Origin of the sequence: Limnothrix sp. PR1529, from assembly GCF_002742025.1 — a bacterium.
GTDB lineage: Bacteria > Cyanobacteriota > Cyanobacteriia > CACIAM-69d > CACIAM-69d > CACIAM-69d.
On sequence record NZ_LIRO01000036.1, the window covers coordinates 23267 to 39490 of the forward strand.

16 protein-coding genes are annotated in these 16224 nt (G+C 54.6%); 9 read left to right on the forward strand and 7 right to left on the reverse strand.

From position 1 onward, the window contains the following. Window positions 1-21: 21 nt before the first annotated feature. Together AMR42_RS05725 and AMR42_RS05730 are read right to left on the reverse strand one after the other, a co-directional pair. A complete protein-coding gene (locus tag AMR42_RS05725; RefSeq protein WP_099532503.1) occupies window positions 22-495 on the reverse strand; it encodes a DUF4079 domain-containing protein in 474 nt (157 codons plus the stop codon). A 298-nt stretch (window positions 496-793) separates the two neighbouring features. Then, window positions 794-1153 carry a DUF1830 domain-containing protein gene (locus AMR42_RS05730; RefSeq protein WP_099532504.1) on the reverse strand — a complete coding sequence of 120 codons (360 nt, stop codon included), beginning with the start codon at window positions 1151-1153 and terminating at the stop codon, window positions 794-796. Between the two features lie 681 nt (window positions 1154-1834). On the opposite strand from AMR42_RS05730, the gene AMR42_RS05735 reads away from it, so the two are divergent. Together AMR42_RS05735 and AMR42_RS05740 are read left to right on the forward strand one after the other, a co-directional pair. Continuing rightward, window positions 1835-3412, forward strand: coding sequence for a photosystem II high light acclimation radical SAM protein (locus AMR42_RS05735; RefSeq protein ID WP_099532576.1), 1578 nt, complete (start codon window positions 1835-1837; stop codon window positions 3410-3412). Between the two features lie 42 nt (window positions 3413-3454). Beyond that, window positions 3455-3835, forward strand: a complete 381-nt coding sequence (locus AMR42_RS05740) for a hypothetical protein (RefSeq protein ID WP_199858098.1) — start codon at window positions 3455-3457, stop codon at window positions 3833-3835. A gap of 136 nt (window positions 3836-3971) precedes the next feature. Here AMR42_RS05740 and AMR42_RS05745 read toward each other — a convergent pair whose 3' ends face one another. After that, entirely contained in the window at window positions 3972-4667 is a 696-nt protein-coding gene (locus AMR42_RS05745; RefSeq protein WP_143472953.1) for a DUF3747 domain-containing protein, read from the reverse strand. Window positions 4668-4810: 143 nt separating this feature from the next. On the opposite strand from AMR42_RS05745, the gene AMR42_RS19755 reads away from it, so the two are divergent. Beyond that, a complete protein-coding gene (locus AMR42_RS19755; protein ID WP_143472954.1) occupies window positions 4811-5074 on the forward strand; it encodes a hypothetical protein in 264 nt (87 codons plus the stop codon). On the opposite strand, the gene AMR42_RS05755 is transcribed toward AMR42_RS19755, so the two are convergent. The 3 genes from AMR42_RS05755 to AMR42_RS05765 all read right to left on the reverse strand — a co-directional run bounded on the left by AMR42_RS05755 (window position 5071) and on the right by AMR42_RS05765 (window position 6629). Then, window positions 5071-5556, reverse strand: a complete 486-nt coding sequence (locus AMR42_RS05755; protein WP_347278330.1) for a glutathione peroxidase — start codon at window positions 5554-5556, stop codon at window positions 5071-5073. The two genes, AMR42_RS19755 and AMR42_RS05755, sit on opposite strands and share 4 nt — an antisense overlap. Window positions 5557-5641: 85 nt before the next feature. Beyond that, a complete protein-coding gene (locus tag AMR42_RS05760; RefSeq protein ID WP_099532508.1) occupies window positions 5642-6097 on the reverse strand; it encodes a peroxiredoxin in 456 nt (151 codons plus the stop codon). 118 nt (window positions 6098-6215) lie between these two features. After that, on the reverse strand, window positions 6216-6629 hold the full coding sequence (locus tag AMR42_RS05765) for a hypothetical protein (RefSeq protein ID WP_143472955.1): 414 nt from the start codon (window positions 6627-6629) through the stop codon (window positions 6216-6218). Between the two features lie 1666 nt (window positions 6630-8295). Between AMR42_RS05765 and psbM the strand changes: the two genes are divergently transcribed. Continuing rightward, on the forward strand, window positions 8296-8409 hold the full coding sequence (psbM, locus tag AMR42_RS05770; RefSeq protein WP_099532510.1) for a photosystem II reaction center protein PsbM: 114 nt from the start codon (window positions 8296-8298) through the stop codon (window positions 8407-8409). Between the two features lie 162 nt (window positions 8410-8571). Beyond that, window positions 8572-8781, forward strand: coding sequence for a hypothetical protein (locus AMR42_RS05775; protein ID WP_143472956.1), 210 nt, complete (start codon window positions 8572-8574; stop codon window positions 8779-8781). A gap of 50 nt (window positions 8782-8831) precedes the next feature. Here the strand turns inward: AMR42_RS05775 and AMR42_RS19760 are convergent, their stop codons facing one another. Beyond that, complete coding sequence (locus AMR42_RS19760; protein WP_143472957.1) at window positions 8832-9032, reverse strand: hypothetical protein; 201 nt, start codon at window positions 9030-9032, stop codon at window positions 8832-8834. 8 nt (window positions 9033-9040) lie between these two features. On the opposite strand from AMR42_RS19760, the gene AMR42_RS05780 reads away from it, so the two are divergent. From AMR42_RS05780 to alaS, 4 genes are all read left to right on the forward strand, one after another. Further along, window positions 9041-10186, forward strand: coding sequence for an alanine--glyoxylate aminotransferase family protein (locus tag AMR42_RS05780; RefSeq protein ID WP_099532512.1), 1146 nt, complete (start codon window positions 9041-9043; stop codon window positions 10184-10186). 156 nt (window positions 10187-10342) lie between these two features. Next, on the forward strand, window positions 10343-12466 hold the full coding sequence (locus AMR42_RS05785; protein ID WP_158234377.1) for an alpha/beta fold hydrolase: 2124 nt from the start codon (window positions 10343-10345) through the stop codon (window positions 12464-12466). 64 nt (window positions 12467-12530) lie between these two features. Then, the gene (locus tag AMR42_RS05790) at window positions 12531-13484 is read left to right on the forward strand and encodes a polysaccharide pyruvyl transferase family protein (protein WP_099532514.1); all 954 of its coding nucleotides are present in this window, start codon (window positions 12531-12533) and stop codon (window positions 13482-13484) included. Between the two features lie 66 nt (window positions 13485-13550). Then, window positions 13551-16187, forward strand: a complete 2637-nt coding sequence (gene alaS, locus AMR42_RS05795; RefSeq protein ID WP_099532515.1) for an alanine--tRNA ligase — start codon at window positions 13551-13553, stop codon at window positions 16185-16187. Window positions 16188-16224 lie beyond the last annotated feature (37 nt).

Consider the following 16224-nt stretch of genomic DNA (forward strand, 5'->3'; position numbering starts at 1 on the left):
TCATTAAGGGTTAATCAAGGGCTAGGGCAGGTACTTCTGCACCACAGTCCAACCGGTTCCCAATACCCACAGCAAGGCCAAGCACAAAACCAAATTGGTGCGCCAATGGAGCGATCGGGCCCAGGGGCGCTCGATCGCAATCCGACTCGCGCTCCAAGCCGACAAGCCCACCAGCCCCACCACGGTCAACCCCGCCAGCAGGTGGGGCGAGTGGCCCAAGCGGCCAAAATGCCCCAGCGTGCCGACAATTCCCACCCCCAGCAACAGCAACACCAACGCCACCAACCCAATGCCCAGGGTGATGTGCAGCGGCCGCAGCCAGCTTGGAAGGGTCGTTGCCATAGTCGTTGTCATAGCTAAGGCGCGATCGCTAGACCCTAAGCGATCGCGCCTCAACACCACTCCCGTCACACCCAGCAAACTATAGGCCGTCAGCGTCAGGCCCATTGACCATGCGGCAATTCGCCACAGCCACAAAAAATCCGGCAGGTTCAAATCAATTCGCTCAAGTTGCTCAAGACTGAAGTGACAAGATGAGATGGAGCACCCGATGAATTAACAATCAGTTAACAAAATGTCACAGCATTTCTTAACCATCGGAGATCCATAACAGCGCTTCCATCGAGCCTAACATCTACGCTGCCTGTCTCGCGCTGCTCATCTAGTGCCATGGCCTCAGAACTCAGCACCACCTTCAGCGTCGTATCCATCACACCCAGCCCAATCCGAGCTGTCCCCCCTGACCGCCTCATTACTCCTCTGGGCGGTCTTTGGACCAGCAACTAATGGGTCACTAGGCCCCAACCGAAACGGCCGGTTCCGGATCCGAACGGGTTTCGGTTTCCCGATTAACGGTTTCATTCGCACGATCGGGCGAGTCAACTAGACTCTCCATGTCTTCCTCAAAAGACAATTCCGAACAGGGAATTCGATCAGAAAGAATTGAGCTAGCCATCATGCCCGTGTGAATTTCCAGTTGTGCTTCTGGCAGCGCTTCAAAAACCAAGCGTTGTCCCGGAAAAACCACCCGTTCAAAGTACCAATTCGCAATGTTCGTGATCCGAGCAACTTGAATCTTGCTCGTGGCATTGACGTAGCAGCAAAGGAGCTTTTGCCGATCGTCATTGGGAATGGGATCGATAATTTGTGCCATGGTTGCAGGGATAGGAGCCAAGGGTAGATCAAGGGAATAGAACGATTTTGCTACGCTAACACCCCCTTTGCCGACAAGCTGTAAACCCGATTACCAACGAGCGGCTTTTCAATTTTCGAATCTTTAAGAAAATCTAACGAACATCAATTTTCCAAATCAAGATCCTGACAAGACTCGGACAAAGCTCGATTAAGGATCAACCAAATCTCAACTAAAACGGGTCTCAATTGAGCTGAAAGTGGCGGCTCAATAGCAATCTCCCACAACCCAAGCTCTATTGGGTACAGGTCTTGAAAAGAACCTAATTTTTCTGAAAAATTCAAATAAAATCTCCCTCAAACTTCCTTGAATTTCTTGTGAAGTTCTCTGCAAATTCTATGAATTTGATCAACTCTTACCAATTGGTTCAATTGCCAGTTGATCTATTCTTTCATGCTAGCTCAAGGCTCCCGAAATCGTGGGAGCTTGACGATTCAAGGTGTGGAATCGTCACCATTTGCTAACGGACAAGACCCACCCGCTACGATCTGGAGACTCCAGGGACGACTCTTGCGGGCCCAATTTTTGAAGAAAATTAGCCCGAAATGGTGGCTCGGGTGAAATCCGGTCAAGGTCTGATGCTATCGTTAACTTATATGAACAAGCCTTAATGATCCGTTGCGACAGTTAGGGAAGTGGATGATGGCCGATCGCATTTTGTACGTCCGACTGCCCTGTAACCCCATCTTCCCGATCGGGGTGGTTTATCTCGCTGACCACGTACACAAGCAGTTTCCCGCGATCGAGCAGCGGCTTTTTGACCTGGGAACCGTGCCGCCCTTGGACTTCAAAGCGGCCCTTGATGCGGAAATCGATGCCTTCCGGCCCACCCTGCTGGTTTTTTCCTGGCGCGACATTCAGATCTATGCACCCGTGGGCGGCCGCGGTGGCAATCCGCTGCAAAATGCCTTCGAGTTTTATTACGCCAAAAACCCCTTAATCAAGCTTCGGGGAGCCTTGGGTGGTTTGCGGGTCACCAGCGCCTACTATGCGGAACTTTGGCGCAATCAGGGCCTGATTCGGCGGGGACTGCGCCGGGCCCGACGCTACAATTCCAGCGCCCGGGCGGTGGTGGGCGGCGGGGCCGTCAGTGTGTTTTATGAACAGTTGCAGCGATCGCTTCCCAAGGGCACGATCGTCTCCGTTGGGGAAGGGGAAACCCTGCTGGAAAAACTGCTGCGAGGCGAGTCCTTAGACCAGGAACGCTGTTACATTGCCGGGGAAACGAAGCCCCGGGCGGGTCTGGTGCATGAACCACCTGCGCCCTTGGAAAAAACCGCCTGTAACTACGCCTACATTCAAACAATCTGGCCTGCCTTTAGCTACTATTTCCGCGATCGGGACTTTTATATCGGTGTGCAAACCAAGCGCGGTTGCCCCCATAACTGCTGCTATTGCGTCTATACCGTCATTGAGGGTAAGCAAGTTCGGATTAATCCGGCCGTTGAAGTGGTTGCAGAAATGCAGCAGCTTTATCAATTGGGTGTTCGCAACTTTTGGTTCACCGATGCCCAATTTATCCCGGCTCGGCGCTTCATTGAAGATGCCAAGGAATTGCTCAGAAATGTCCTGGCGGCTGGCATGACGGATATTCATTGGGCTGCCTATATTCGCGCCGATAACCTTGATCCAGAACTCTGTGATCTGATGGTGAAAACGGGCATGAACTATTTTGAAATTGGGATTACTAGCGGATCCCAAGAACTGGTGCGCAAAATGCGAATGGGCTATAACTTGCGCACGGTTCTGCAAAATTGTCGTGACCTAAAAGCGGCTGGTTTTGAGGATGTGGTTTCGGTTAATTACTCCTTCAATGTGATTGATGAAACCTATGAAACCATTCGCCAAACCATCGCCTATCATCGGGCCCTGGAGGAAGTTTTTGGGGCTGACAAGGTGGAGCCAGCAATTTTCTTCATTGGTTTGCAACCCCATACTCACCTGGAAGAATATGCCCTCAAGAAGGAAATTCTGAAACCCGGTTATGACCCCATGAGCCTGATGCCTTGGACGGCGCGGAAGCTGCTCTGGAATCCGGAACCGTTGGGGTCGTTTTTTGGGGAAGTGTGCCTGGAAGCTTGGCGCAGCAACAGCAATGATTTCGGCCGGGAAGTGATGCGAATTTTGGAGCGTCGGTTGGGCCGCAGCTCGTTGGAGGCGGCCCTTTCGGCCCCGATCGCCCCAAAAACCCAGAGCCGCGAGCTGATCAAAACGCCCTAGGGATGTTTGAGCGGTTGCTTTTTCACTTCACCCCCCCGAGCCATGGAGCCTTCAACCCCCGAGCCGATCTCCCTGCGTCCTTTGGCCCCCTATGAAGACCGGTTGCTGTCGGCGTTGGCTTTTTTCCGAACCCAACGCAGCCGCAACAATCAAGCTCATCACTGCTTGTCGATGTATTTGCGACAGTCGGAAGGGCGAATTATGGCCGAAGTGGGGTTCTATGCCCGGGCGATCGGTCAAGATCCTGGGGCCTTGCTGGAACTGATTTACACCAATCCCGATCGGGCAGAATCCCTGATTGCGGAGTGGTCTGGGTCTCAAATTTCTCAGGTTTTTGAGCCTGAGTTGTCAACCCAATCGGAATCGGAAATCGGGTCACCGGAAATCGGGCGATCGGGAATCGAACCCGAGACCGCACCATAATTGCCCCATCAATTGCACCATCGCGATCACCATTGAGGCGGACAAGAAGGCGATCGAAATTGACCGTGCAATTGGCAGCGAAATTGACAGCGATCGCCCATGAACAGAATTGAGCCTTATTGAGCCTTGCTTCGGTTCAATTGACCGCAGGCTGAGGCTTCTCAGGCGATCGCTCCGGGTTGTCCTTGGGGGTCACCGCCGAATCAAAAGAATCGTTGGTGAAGTAAACATGGCCCAAGGGGCGGCCTTGATAGGAGCGTTTGGTAAATCGCCATCCGGGAAAAAGTTGCAGCTTCAAAAATCCAGAAGTGAATCCTCGGGTGCTGGCAATGTCCATCACCGGGCCACCATTGGCACCGAAGGGCACTCCTTGCAACACCACTGAATTAAATCGGCGGCTGAGACGGAGGGAATATTGCAGCCCTAAATCACGTTTGGCTACTCGCACAGAGAAGCCATTGCTATCAATGCTGCGTCCACAAATGCCCGTGAAATTGAAGTTAACCAGCAATGGATCAACCACTACGGGGTAGCTTCCACTTTCGGCCCAGCAAAGCCGCTGGTTAGACACTTGCTCCAAAACCAAGAGCTTAAAAGAATCCGTACCGAGGGGCTGCGCAATCGCAATGAAGCGCGATTGGTCAACTTCCTGTTGATCAAATGTAGTGGATTTAGGCGTGGCTGGGGTGGGTATTGCGGCCCATGATCCCATCGCTCCCATTGTTCCCAAACCAAGACCCAAAGCCAATGAGAGGATCCCTAGCCCAGGGTTGCTAAGGGAGTAGTTCCGAGAATTTGGAGCCATAGGATTGTCCTTGGATTGACCAATCATCAACGACCAGTGCAAACAGTCATTAAGCAGAGTAGGGTTAGCCGGAATGCTCAGCGGGCGATCGGGAAAAGTGCAAACAAACGCTTAGAGATGGTCTTGGAGAATGCTGAAGAAGCTGGTTGCGATTGGATTCGTTCCGAGGGATGGCGATCAATGGCTCAAGAATGGCTAAATCAGGAGCAGCTCAACGGGCGATCGAGAGATTACATCAAGAGATCACAGAGAAGGATAGGGACTATCGAAAAAGTTCCTATCCTCACTGTAATGTCCATCAAAAAGTAATGCCCATCAAAAATCAAACCGTAGCAATCAAGCAGCGGCAATCAAGCAGCAAAATCAAGCATGAGGCATCAAGAATCAAGCAATCACAAAGCTTGAATGAAGCACTCAATTCAGATCTGATTTAGGCAGCCAGGGCCTGCTCGATCGCGCCGATCAATTCAGCCGAATCCGGTGCGATGCGGCTGGGGAAACGACCCAGAATTTCGCCATTTTTACCAATCAGAAACTTTTCAAAGTTCCAGGCCACATCCCCAGTCGGCTCGGCTCCCGAGGTCAGGCGGGCATAGAGCGGGTGTTGCTCGGCTCCCTTGGCATGTACCTTGTCAAACAGCTCAAAAGTCACGCTGTAGCGCGTTGAGCAGAAGGTCTTAATTTGGTCATTGGTTCCGGGTTCTTGGGAACCAAAATCGTTGCAAGGAAAGGCCAAAATCCGCAGACCTTGGGCGCTATATTTTTCATGCAAGGCCTGAAGTCCTTGATATTGCGGCGTGTAGCCACAATAGGAAGCCACGTTCACAATCAAAAGCACCTGCCCTTGATAACTGCTGAGGGCACGGTCTTCGCCGTCAATGGTTTTGACTGAGAGATCGGTGATGGTTGCCATGATGAGTGTGCTTGTCGTGTCGCCGGTGATGGTTGTCTAGGATAGCGGTTTGGGATGGAAATGATCCCGGGGGTGACCCTTCGGGGGGCTAGCCCAACCCTTGCACAATTTTGAGCGCTTCGGTCACGTGGCCCTTGGCATTCAACAGATCGTTGAACTGGTGGCGCACAATGCCCGCTTTGTCGATGACGTAGGTAACCCGGCCCGGAACCACAAACAGCGTGTTTGGGACACCGTAGGCCTTGCGCAGGGCCCCATCGCGATCGCTCACGAGGGCGAAGGGCAGACTATATTTTTCCGCGAACGTTTTGTGGGAATCCACGGAGTCGCTGCTCACGCCGATCACTGCTGCGCCGGCCCCTTGAAAGGCTTCGTAGCTATCGCGGAAAGCACAGGCTTCGATCGTGCAACCGGGCGTGTCGTCTTTGGGGTAAAAGTAGAGCACGACAGGTTGCTTACCCGCAAACTGACTCAGGGTAATGGTTTCGCCCGTTTGAGCTGGCAGGGAAAAATCCGGCGCGCGATCGCCCACTTGAATAGCCATAGGAACCTAAGGAAATCATTGCGATTTGTGAACCATGGCTAATGCTACCGCAGGGCCCATGGCGGCTGACCGATCGGCCCAAGGAAGCAGCGGGTGGCGGAGCAATTTTCAGGATTGCCTAGGGCAGGCCGTCCCCTTCTTCAAAGTCGGGCTGACTGGGGCGATCGGGCTGCCACCGCACCGGCCGCTGATTGAGGGGCACGCGGCCCGTTTCCGCTTCAACGGTGGCTCGATTGCGTGCGGGGTCAAAGTTTTGGGTCATTTCCGATCGCAAGGTTTGCACTCGGGTTTCCACCAGGCGCACTTCCGCTTGCAGTTGCCGTAATTCTGCCCGACGGGTGGCATAGAGCGGGATCCACTGCACCAGCGCCGCGATCGCAATGAGCGCCAACAGGCTGTTAACGGACAGCTTGAACAGGCTTTCCAGGGCGATCGACCGATAGGACGCAGACTTCGGCAGTTGCTTGGGACGCAACCTGGGTCGGCGTTGTACCGGTGGATCAGGACGGTGCTGGGGCTGGAAAGCGTTCATCAAAACCAGTGAGTGAGCGCAGTTAAGCAGAAATGGATAGTTGAGCTAGTGGGCTGCACCCTGATACACGATGTGATCCCCCAGCATGGTCTGGGTTTCAGGAAACCCAAATCCCCCAAGGTTCTAGCAATTTGCTTGTGATTCGGCAATGTGCTAGGGGCAGCAGGGAGGATTACCCCTCTCCGTAAAACTGGTGCAATGGGGGTGACTTTTTTAACGATGGCAGAACTGAAATTCGTGACCCTCAAAATCAGAGAAAATCAGCAACAATCGATCGTTGAGTCTGGCGGCTGCCCATAGTTAGTTCATCCAGAATGGGGGATCAGATCCGGATGAATTTCTAACGACTCATAAATCAATGAATTGAGTAATCAAACAGACTAATTAGACTAGCTCGTTAGCCAGACGATTAATCAATTTATTAATCAATTCATTAATTGCCCTTGTTAATTGCCCTTGAATTACATCACCCTTGAATGGCGCATGGTTTGCCTGGGAAGTAAACCAGCCTACCGCAAGCCAATCTATTTTGAAGCCGATGCAAACCTATCTTGAAATCCTGAGTAACAGGCAATTGGTCGGTTGAACGCGACATTTTCAGCAGCATTTTTGCATCAATGTCTCTAAATGCCTCTAGAGGGCTGTTGAATCCTGTTGAGATTCCTGGCTCTTTGGCATCAATGCAATTGCAACGCAATTAAAGCAAGCGAAAGTCTATGATCCTTAAGCTTTTGGAGGTGTTGTCAATCCTGCGGAAGGACTTGATCAAGATGATGTTTGGTGCTGAGAAAATCTTTTGAGAATTTCTGAGAAAGGCTTTGAGGGCTAATTCTTTGGGGGCTAATTGAAGAATGATTCAGAGGATTCAGATCTTGAGTTTGGGCATGGTTAATCATGATCAGCAGCAACAGCAGTGTTAGTTCAGAAAATTTCACTCGAATTTAAGTGGGTGATCTTCTTGAACAAACGCTGTGAGATCAAAAGACTTTGACGGAGTAACTAACCCTAAGCTGACAGCTTTAAAACCATCGGCTGGGGGTTGAGACTTTGGGTCAGAGCCTTCAGGATGTTACCGCTAAAATGCCCAAACACGGCATGAAGAGAGCACCCGCAGGGGTTAAGTCTTGGTTAATGGCGGATTGTCCGCAACCACCCCGCCTAGTCCTAGCACGCGATCGCCCCTGAAGCAAGGCAATCGGGCTGAATAATGAGTGGTTCCGTGTTGGCCGGGGTTAGTGGGGTATTATTCGGTACTCGCGCAGCCGTCGATTGATCGGCGATTTCTTGTTGATTGACCGCCAATTTGCAGTCGCCCAATCAGCGCTTGCTTCGTGTGCTTGCGGGAATGCCCCTGATTTGAGATCATCCCGCGATCGGGTCGAGCACCGTCAAGCGCCATCAATCGCCATCAAGCGTCATTAATCGCCATCAATCACCGCAAATTAGCCCGGTGTATCCTCAAAACCGTGCAGGAATGTGCCTGGGAAACCGCTGCCCGATCGCCCTGGGCCAATCCGGCCGACTTCCAGCCAATGGAGCGAGCAGCCTTTGGTAGACTGGACAGCATCTATCAACCCCAGCCATCAATTTGGCGGCTTGGGTCTCAGCTCCCTGCCCTAGCGCGGGGTCAACCAACACTTCAAAAGACACCTAGAGGCATCATTCCATGCAAGTTAATGATCTCGGCTTCATTGCCAGCATTCTGTTTGTGGCAATTCCTGCTGCCTTTTTGCTGATTCTTTACATCCAAACCGCCAGCCGCGAAAACAGCAAGGGCTAATTGGCCAAAGCTCGCTTGGGGCTAATCAACAGTTGAGTCGTGATCGTTTTCAACTCGCCAGTTCTGATCTGTTGTGATCGGGGGTGGCGCTGAGGCGGTGAGCAAGGAAAGTTTTTTAAAATCCGTTTGGGAGAGGGTCTGGCGCTGCCGGGCCCTTTCTTTATGGAGGTTATTGGGTTGGTTGAGTGGCGGTTTGTGCGCGATCGGGATTGCCTGGGATTGCTGGTTGAGGGTCGATCGCCTGGTTGCGGAGTGGTTGGCAATGGCGGTTTGTGCGCGATCGGTGGGCGGGAAGGATGGGATGGGGATGGGATGATGCCATGCTCGATCGAGCAAATCCGATCGAGCAAATCCGATCGAGCAAATCCGTAAGCAAAAGCTGACTTATTGGCGCTGTTCGATCGCAAGTTCCCACTCCGGCTCTACACTAATGGTCTCTCGGATGGTCTCTCGCGTGGATCCAACTTATTCACGACGTAGTGATGACACAGGCGACAAGGCAATGGCAACCGGGCGATCGCGTCCCCCCAGCCGATCGCCCGGCGATGAACCGTGACTGATGAGCCGCGACCGGTCGGCAACCCGGCCAACTGAGTAACCACCCCTTTTTTGTAGCGAATCAATCCGGCTGATGGATAACAAATTGATGCTGATGATTCCGGGGCCCACCCCGGTTCCGGAACCCGTGCTGCTGGCCCAGGCCAAACACCCGATCGGTCACCGGAGCGGCGACTTTGGCAAGATTATGGCCGAAGTGACCGAAAACCTGAAATGGCTGCACCAAACCCAAAATGATGTGCTGATCTTGGCTTCGAGCGGCACGGGGGCCATGGAAGCCGGCATCATCAACTTCCTGAGCGCGGGCGATCGCGTGTTGGTGGGCACAAATGGTAAGTTTGGCGAACGCTGGGCCGAGGTGGCCGAGGCCTATGGGCTAACGGTGGAAACCCTGACGGCGGATTGGGGCAAACCTTTGGATCCCCAAGCCTTTGCCGATCGCCTGAGTGCCGACAGCGACAAGAGCATCAAGGCGGTGATTGTCACCCACAGCGAAACCTCCACGGGGGTGATCAACGACCTGCAAGCGATCAATGGCCATGTGAAGGCTCACGGTGCGCTGATGATGGTGGATGCGGTCACCAGCTTGGGTGCAACCAGCGTCCCGATCGATGAGTGGGGCCTGGACGTGGTGGCTTCCGGCTCCCAAAAGGGCTACATGATTCCGCCCGGTTTGGGCTTTGTGGCCGTCAGTCCCAAGGCTTGGGAAGCTTACAAAACCGCAACCCTGCCCAAGTACTACTTGGATTTGGGCAAATATCGCAAGGATGCCGCCAAGAACAGCACCCCCTTCACGCCCCCTGTGAACCTGTTCTACGCGCTGCAAGAGGCCTTGCGGTTGATGAAGAAAGAAGGGCTAGACAACATTTTTGCGCGTCATGCTCGGTTGCGGGCCGCGACCCGGGCGGCCGTGGCGGCCCTGAATTTGCCGCTCTATGCACCCGATGATTGCGCCAGCCCGGCGATCACGGCGGTGATGCCCCAGTCCGTGGATGCGGAACAGGTGCGATCGGTGATGCGCAAGAAGTACGACATCGCCTTGGCCGGTGGTCAGGATGCGCTGAAGGGCAAGATCTTCCGCATTGGTCACTTGGGCTTTGTGAGCGATCGGGACGTGCTGACGGCGATCGCCGCTCTGGAAGCCACTTTGATTGAGTTGGGGGCTGAAGTGACCTCCGGCGCTGGGGTGGCAGCAGCGGCCAAGCATCTGATCGGCTAATTCCAGCGGGTTAGTGCAATTCTGGATTGGGGTGTACGACCGTACACCCCTACAAGATTCGCGCCCCCAACGAGAAAATTTCTAAACCAAATTTCTACAGTAGTAGCGCGGCTGCCTTAACTCATGGGGTCAACGTTGCGGAGTCAATACAAAAACATGACGACTTCAGGGGTGAGAACGCGGCGATCGCGCAATTGGCATCGGCGGTTGGTGATGTTGTTGGCCGCCTGTGCCACAACGATCACAACGTTGCCCATGGCTTCTCGATCGTTGGCCCAAGAGGCGGGTCAAACGATTCAGGCGATCGAGCCGCTGCTGCAACCCAATGCTCCGGCTGCACCCCCGATCGCGCCAGATTCCAGCGGCCCTGACCTAAATTCCGCCCCCAATTCCACACCCAACTCCAGCGCTAATTCCAGCTTCGCGCCCACTTTCGAGCCGAACAATTGCCCCTTTACCCTGCCGCCGGAGTTTGCCCGAGAAACGGTGCGCTGCGGCATGGTGACCGTGCCCGAGCGGCACAGTAATCCCACCGGAAAAACCATTCGTCTGGGGGTGGCAATCTTAAAAAGCAAGAGTGCCAACCCGCAACCGGATCCGCTGGTGATGGCCCAAGGGGGGCCGGGTGGATCAATGTTGGAGTTGTTGCCGGCCTTTTTGCCCTCGTTAGCGGGAATGCGCGATCGGGACATTATTTTGTTCGATCAACGGGGCACACGCTATTCAGAACCCTTTTTGTTTTGCCAAGAAGTCTATGATTTCAAGGTGCAAAATGCGCGGTTTCCCGACTCACTGGCCCTGCGCGATCGCTATCAAGCGGCCGTGGCGGGCTGTCGCGATCGGCTCAAGAATTCCGGCGTGGATTTGGCGGCCTACAACAGCCTAGAAAGTGCGGCGGATGTGCCCTTGGTGGTGCAGGCGGCGGGCTACGGGGGGCAGTTCAATTTCTATGGGGTGTCCTACGGGACGATGTTGGCCCAGCACCTGATGCGCGATTTTCCCGATCGCCTGCGATCGGTGATTTTGGATTCCGTTGCGCCCCTGGATACCAGCTTCATTGTGCATTTACCGCGCAATACCGATCGGGCCCTGCGGCGGTTTTTTGAAGCTTGTCGGCGCGATCGCCTTTGTGGTCCCACCTACACCACCCTTGAACAGGACTTTTTGGGAGCCGTGGCCAAGCTGCGGGCGCGCCCCCAGGTGATTCAGTTGCCCAACTATGGGGAGCTTCAGGATTTGTTGGAAGGCCGGCTCTCGATCGAGAATTTGGATCCGAATCGGCTGGCGGTTCCCGTGTTGTTGGATGGGGATGGGTTCATTTCTGCTGTCAGCACGGCGTTTTATTCCTCCGCCAGCATTCCCAAGTTGCCCCAGGCCCTGCGGGAAACTCGCCAAAACAGCTATGCGGGAATTTTGCGCGTGTTGCCGCTGTTGCTGTTTAGCAAAAGCCAGGCCGATGGGGTTTATAACTCCGTGATGTGTTCGGAAGATGGCGGATTTACCTTGGCGGAAGTGGATGCCAGCGGTGTATATCCGGAAATTGCCCCGGCCCTGCTCCAAGCGCCTGAGGAACTGTTGCGCACCTGTCAAACCTGGCAAGTGCCGGCCCTGGCTCCTAAGGCGAATCAACCGGTGCGCAGCTCTGTGCCCTCGTTGCTGTTGTCTGGGGAGTTGGATCAGGTCACGCCGCCGGAGTTTGCGGAACGGGTGGCCCGGGGGTTGGATCGCCACTATCGCTACGTGCTGCCGGGTCTGAGTCACGCGGTGTTCGGGAGTTCCGATTGCGTGAGCCAAATTATGGGAGGGTTTTTGCAAGCGCCTGATCGTGCCCCCAATGCGACCTGTGTGTCGCAAATGCGGACGCAATTTGAAGTGCCCAAGACCCTGCGGTTCACGCCGGCCACAGCCAACAATCTCGGGATCAGTATGGTGATTCCAGCGGGTTGGCGCTTGAGTATGCAAGGGCTGGCTCCGGTTTGGAGTGAGGTGGATGGCAGCGGGTTTGCCACGGGGCGGGTGTTGGCGGTGTCGGTGGCCCAACAGTCCACGGCGGAAGTGTTGCGATCGCTCCCTTACCCCACCCGATCGCTTGGAGAACGACGCTATCGGAACCGGCGCTGGCAACTGTATACGATCGATAATCCATCCCTGGCTTCGATCGTTGCCCTGTACACGCGCCAGGGCAAAACCTACGTGGTGGCGATCGACAGCGATTCCCTTTGGCATCGGGATGCGGTTTTGGAAGGGGTGCTCAGTAATTTCCGAATTCAGTCCCGCTAGGTGGGGGCCGCTTTGGAAAATGGGAATCATCCCTTCACGGAGTTACGGCAGCCGCCCGGAGCCTATGGATACCCCTGTTGCTGATGCTTGGCAGTTACTCAATTGGCATGTCATTGACCCTAAAAATATTGGTGATTTGCTCGCGGCTCCGAGTCGTTATTTGACCCTAGCCGCCGATCAACAGGCGATCGATCTGCGCCGCTTAGATCCAGAAACCCGCGACCAAACCCAAGCAGAATTATTATTCGGTGATCGCCCGATCGTGCATGTGGTGGGTGGAGGCGGCCTATTGTTCGATCGCTTTCAAAAGGCAATCCAAGCCCTGGTTCAGCAACGACAACAATCGCCCGATCGAAACAAACTAATTGCCTGGGGCCCCGGTCAGCAGATTTACGGCAAATTTACACCCCAACAAATTCAAAATTTTGACTATCGAACCTATCTGGATGGGTTTGATTTAGTGGGGTTGCGGGATGCCCATGTGGAGAATTTGGGCTTGGGTTACCATTGGCTGCCCTGTGCCAGTTGCCTGCATCCCGCCTTTGACCAACCGAGGCTGATTCGCCATGAATTTGTGGTGTTTTCCCACAAAAAATTCCAGATTGATTTCCCCGATTTTCCCCGCATGACCAACGAGGAAACGGATTTTGAAACGGTTCTCAATTTCCTCGGATCCGGCGAAACCATTCTCACCAGTTCCTACCATGGAGCCTATTGGGGAACATTGTTGGGGCGGAGGGTTTTGGCCTTTCCGTTCACCAGCAAAACCCACACCCTGAAACATCAGCCGGGCATTTTCCCGATCGAGCGGTGGCGGCCCGCCGGTTGGCAACTGAAATTACTGGGAAAAACCTGGATCGATCGTCGTCGGTACGATCGCTTCACCTGCGATGTGACGGGCTGGCAACGCTTTTTAAAACAATGCCGCACCTATCCCGAAAGTTTGCAGGAAACGCGCGATCGTAACCATTGGTTTTATCAACGAGTCCTGGAGTTAACCAGCGTCGCCCCGACTTGAGTTAAACTCATAGACTGGTTTTCGCAACTATTTCCCGTCCCCGATCGCCCTGCTTACCCCCGCCCTATGCCGTCGCCAGCCCCCCTCAGCGGTTCCCAAATTCGCGAAAAATTCCTGGCTTTCTTCGAGGCCCAGGCCCACAAGCGCCTGCCCAGCGCCTCCCTGGTTCCGGAAGATCCGACGGTGTTGCTGACGATCGCCGGGATGTTGCCCTTCAAACCGATCTTTTTGGGCCAGCAAGCGCCCGCCACACCCCGCGCCACGACTTCCCAAAAATGCATCCGCACCAACGACATTGAAAACGTGGGCCGCACCAAGCGCCACCACACTTTCTTTGAAATGTTGGGCAACTTTAGCTTCGGGGACTATTTCAAAAAAGAGGCGATCGCCTGGGCTTGGCAACTCTCCACCGATCCCGAAGTGGGCTTTGGTTTAGATCCCAAAAACATCGCCGTTAGTGTGTTTGAAAGTGACGACGAAGCCTTTGCGATCTGGCGCGATCAAGTCGGTGTGCCCGAACATCGGATTAAGCGGATGGGCGAGGCCGATAACTTTTGGGTCTCTGGCCCCACCGGCCCTTGTGGCCCTTGTTCGGAACTCTACTACGACTTTTTTCCTAACCAAGAAGGCGAAGTTGACCTAGAAGATGATGAGCGGTTCATCGAGTTTTATAACTTGGTGTTCATGCAATATAACCGCGATGCAGACGGCAACCTCACGCCCCTGCAAAACCAAAATATCGACACCGGAATGGGCTTGGAGCGGATGGCCCAAATCCTGCAAAAAGTGCCGAACAACTATGAAACGGATCTGATTTTCCCGATCATCAAAACGGCGGCTGATATTGCCCAGGTGGACTACGCCAAAGCCGATGAAAAAACCAAGGTTTCCCTAAAGGTAATTGGCGATCACGTGCGTGCTGTGGTGCATTTGATTGCTGATGGGGTAACGGCTTCTAACCTCGGTCGGGGCTACATTCTGCGGCGGTTGATTCGGCGGGTAGTGCGTCATGGCCGCCTGATTGGGATTGCCGGTGAATTCACCACAAAAGTGGCCGAAACGGCGATCGTCTTATCGGAAGCGATTTATTCAAATGTGCGCGATCGGGCCGACTACATCAAATCAGAATTGCAACGGGAAGAAGCCCAATTCCTGAAAACCCTGGAACGGGGCGAGAAACTGCTGGCAGAAATTCTGGCGAAAAATCCCCAACAAATTTCGGGAGCCGATGCTTTCGTTCTTTACGACACCTTTGGTTTTCCGCTGGAATTGACCCAGGAAATTGCCGAAGAGCAGGGCATTTCCGTGGATGTGGATGGGTTTGAAGTGGAGATGGAGAAGCAGCGGGAACGGGCCCGCGCCGCCCACGAAACGATCGATTTGACTGTCCAAGGCTCGATCGACTCCCTCGCCGAAAAAGTCCAAAAAACCGAATTTTTGGGCTACCAAAACAGCGCTAGCACCGCCCAAGTGGAAGCGCTCTTGGTAGCGGGCAAAGTAGTAGAAACTGCCAGCGCCGGGGACGAGGTGCAAATTCTGCTCGATCGCACGCCTTTCTATGCGGAATCGGGGGGACAAATTGGCGATCGCGGCTACTTCAGCGGCGATGATTTGTTGGTGCGAATCACCGATGTCAAAAAAGAATCGGACTTTTTTGTGCATTTCGGGCGAGTCGAGCGCGGAACCCTGAAAGCGGGCCAAACCCTCTCCGCCACGATCGATCAAGCCTGCCGCCGCCGGGCCCAAGCCAACCACAGCGCCACCCACCTGTTGCAAGCGGCCCTGAAGGCGCTGATTGACCCCAGCATTTCCCAAGCCGGTTCGCTGGTGGACTTCGATCGACTGCGGTTTGACTTCAACTGCCCCCGCCCCCTGACCGCCGATGAGGTGGCCCAGGTGGAAAGCCAAGTGAACACCTGGATTGCGGAAGCCCACGGCGCGGTGGTGGCGGAAATGCTGATCGCCGATGCCAAGGCCAAGGGCGCAACGGCCATGTTCGGCGAGAAATATGGCGATGTGGTGCGCGTGGTGGACTTCCCCGGCGTGTCCATGGAGCTGTGCGGCGGCACTCACGTCAGCAACACGGCGGAGATCGGCGCATTCAAGATTATTTCCGAAGCGGGCGTGGCTTCCGGCATCCGACGGATTGAGGCGGTGTCGGGCCCGGCAATTTTGGACTATTTGAACCTGCGCGATCGGGTGGTGCGCGACCTGAGCGATCGGTTCAAGGTCAAGCCCGAGGAAGTGCTCGATCGGGTCAGTACCCTGCAAGAGGAGCTGAAAACCAGCCAAAAGCAACTGGATGCCCTGAAAGCGGAACTGGCGATCGCCAAGTCCGACAGCTTGGCCAGCCAGGCCGAGGCGATCGGCGACTTCCGCATTTTGGTGGCGCGGTTGGATGGGGTCGATGCGGCTTCCCTGACCACTGCGGGCGATCGGCTGGCCCAAAAGCTGGGCGACGGCGCAGCGGTGGTGCTGGCTTCGGCTACCGATGACGGCAAAGTGAGCCTGGTGGCAGCCTTCGGCAAAGCGACGATCGCCAAGGGCCTGCAAGCGGGCAAATTCATCGGGTCGATCGCCAAACTCTGCGGCGGCGGCGGTGGCGGCAAACCCAACCTGGCCCAAGCGGGCGGCCGCGATGCCAGCAAACTGGACGAGGCGATCGCCGCCGCGAAAACCCAACTGAAAGGGGCGATCAGGTAACGCGATCGCGATTTGCCTCAAAACTCGTTAACCAGCA

Coding starts and splice junctions, on each gene's coding strand:
- AMR42_RS05790 (WP_099532514.1), top strand. CDS start 12,531: ATGGATACCCCTGTTGCTGATGCTTGGCAGTTACTCAATTGGCATGTC.
- AMR42_RS05785 (WP_158234377.1), top strand. CDS start 10,343: ATGACGACTTCAGGGGTGAGAACGCGGCGATCGCGCAATTGGCATCGG.
- psbM (WP_099532510.1), top strand. CDS start 8,296: ATGCAAGTTAATGATCTCGGCTTCATTGCCAGCATTCTGTTTGTGGCA.
- AMR42_RS05740 (WP_199858098.1), top strand. CDS start 3,455: ATGGAGCCTTCAACCCCCGAGCCGATCTCCCTGCGTCCTTTGGCCCCC.
- AMR42_RS19755 (WP_143472954.1), top strand. CDS start 4,811: ATGGCGATCAATGGCTCAAGAATGGCTAAATCAGGAGCAGCTCAACGG.
- AMR42_RS05775 (WP_143472956.1), top strand. CDS start 8,572: ATGGAGGTTATTGGGTTGGTTGAGTGGCGGTTTGTGCGCGATCGGGAT.
- AMR42_RS05760 (WP_099532508.1), bottom strand. CDS start 6,097: ATGGCTATTCAAGTGGGCGATCGCGCGCCGGATTTTTCCCTGCCAGCT.
- AMR42_RS05735 (WP_099532576.1), top strand. CDS start 1,835: ATGGCCGATCGCATTTTGTACGTCCGACTGCCCTGTAACCCCATCTTC.
- AMR42_RS05745 (WP_143472953.1), bottom strand. CDS start 4,667: ATGATTGGTCAATCCAAGGACAATCCTATGGCTCCAAATTCTCGGAAC.
- AMR42_RS05730 (WP_099532504.1), bottom strand. CDS start 1,153: ATGGCACAAATTATCGATCCCATTCCCAATGACGATCGGCAAAAGCTC.
- AMR42_RS05765 (WP_143472955.1), bottom strand. CDS start 6,629: ATGAACGCTTTCCAGCCCCAGCACCGTCCTGATCCACCGGTACAACGC.
- alaS (WP_099532515.1), top strand. CDS start 13,551: ATGCCGTCGCCAGCCCCCCTCAGCGGTTCCCAAATTCGCGAAAAATTC.
- AMR42_RS05780 (WP_099532512.1), top strand. CDS start 9,041: ATGGATAACAAATTGATGCTGATGATTCCGGGGCCCACCCCGGTTCCG.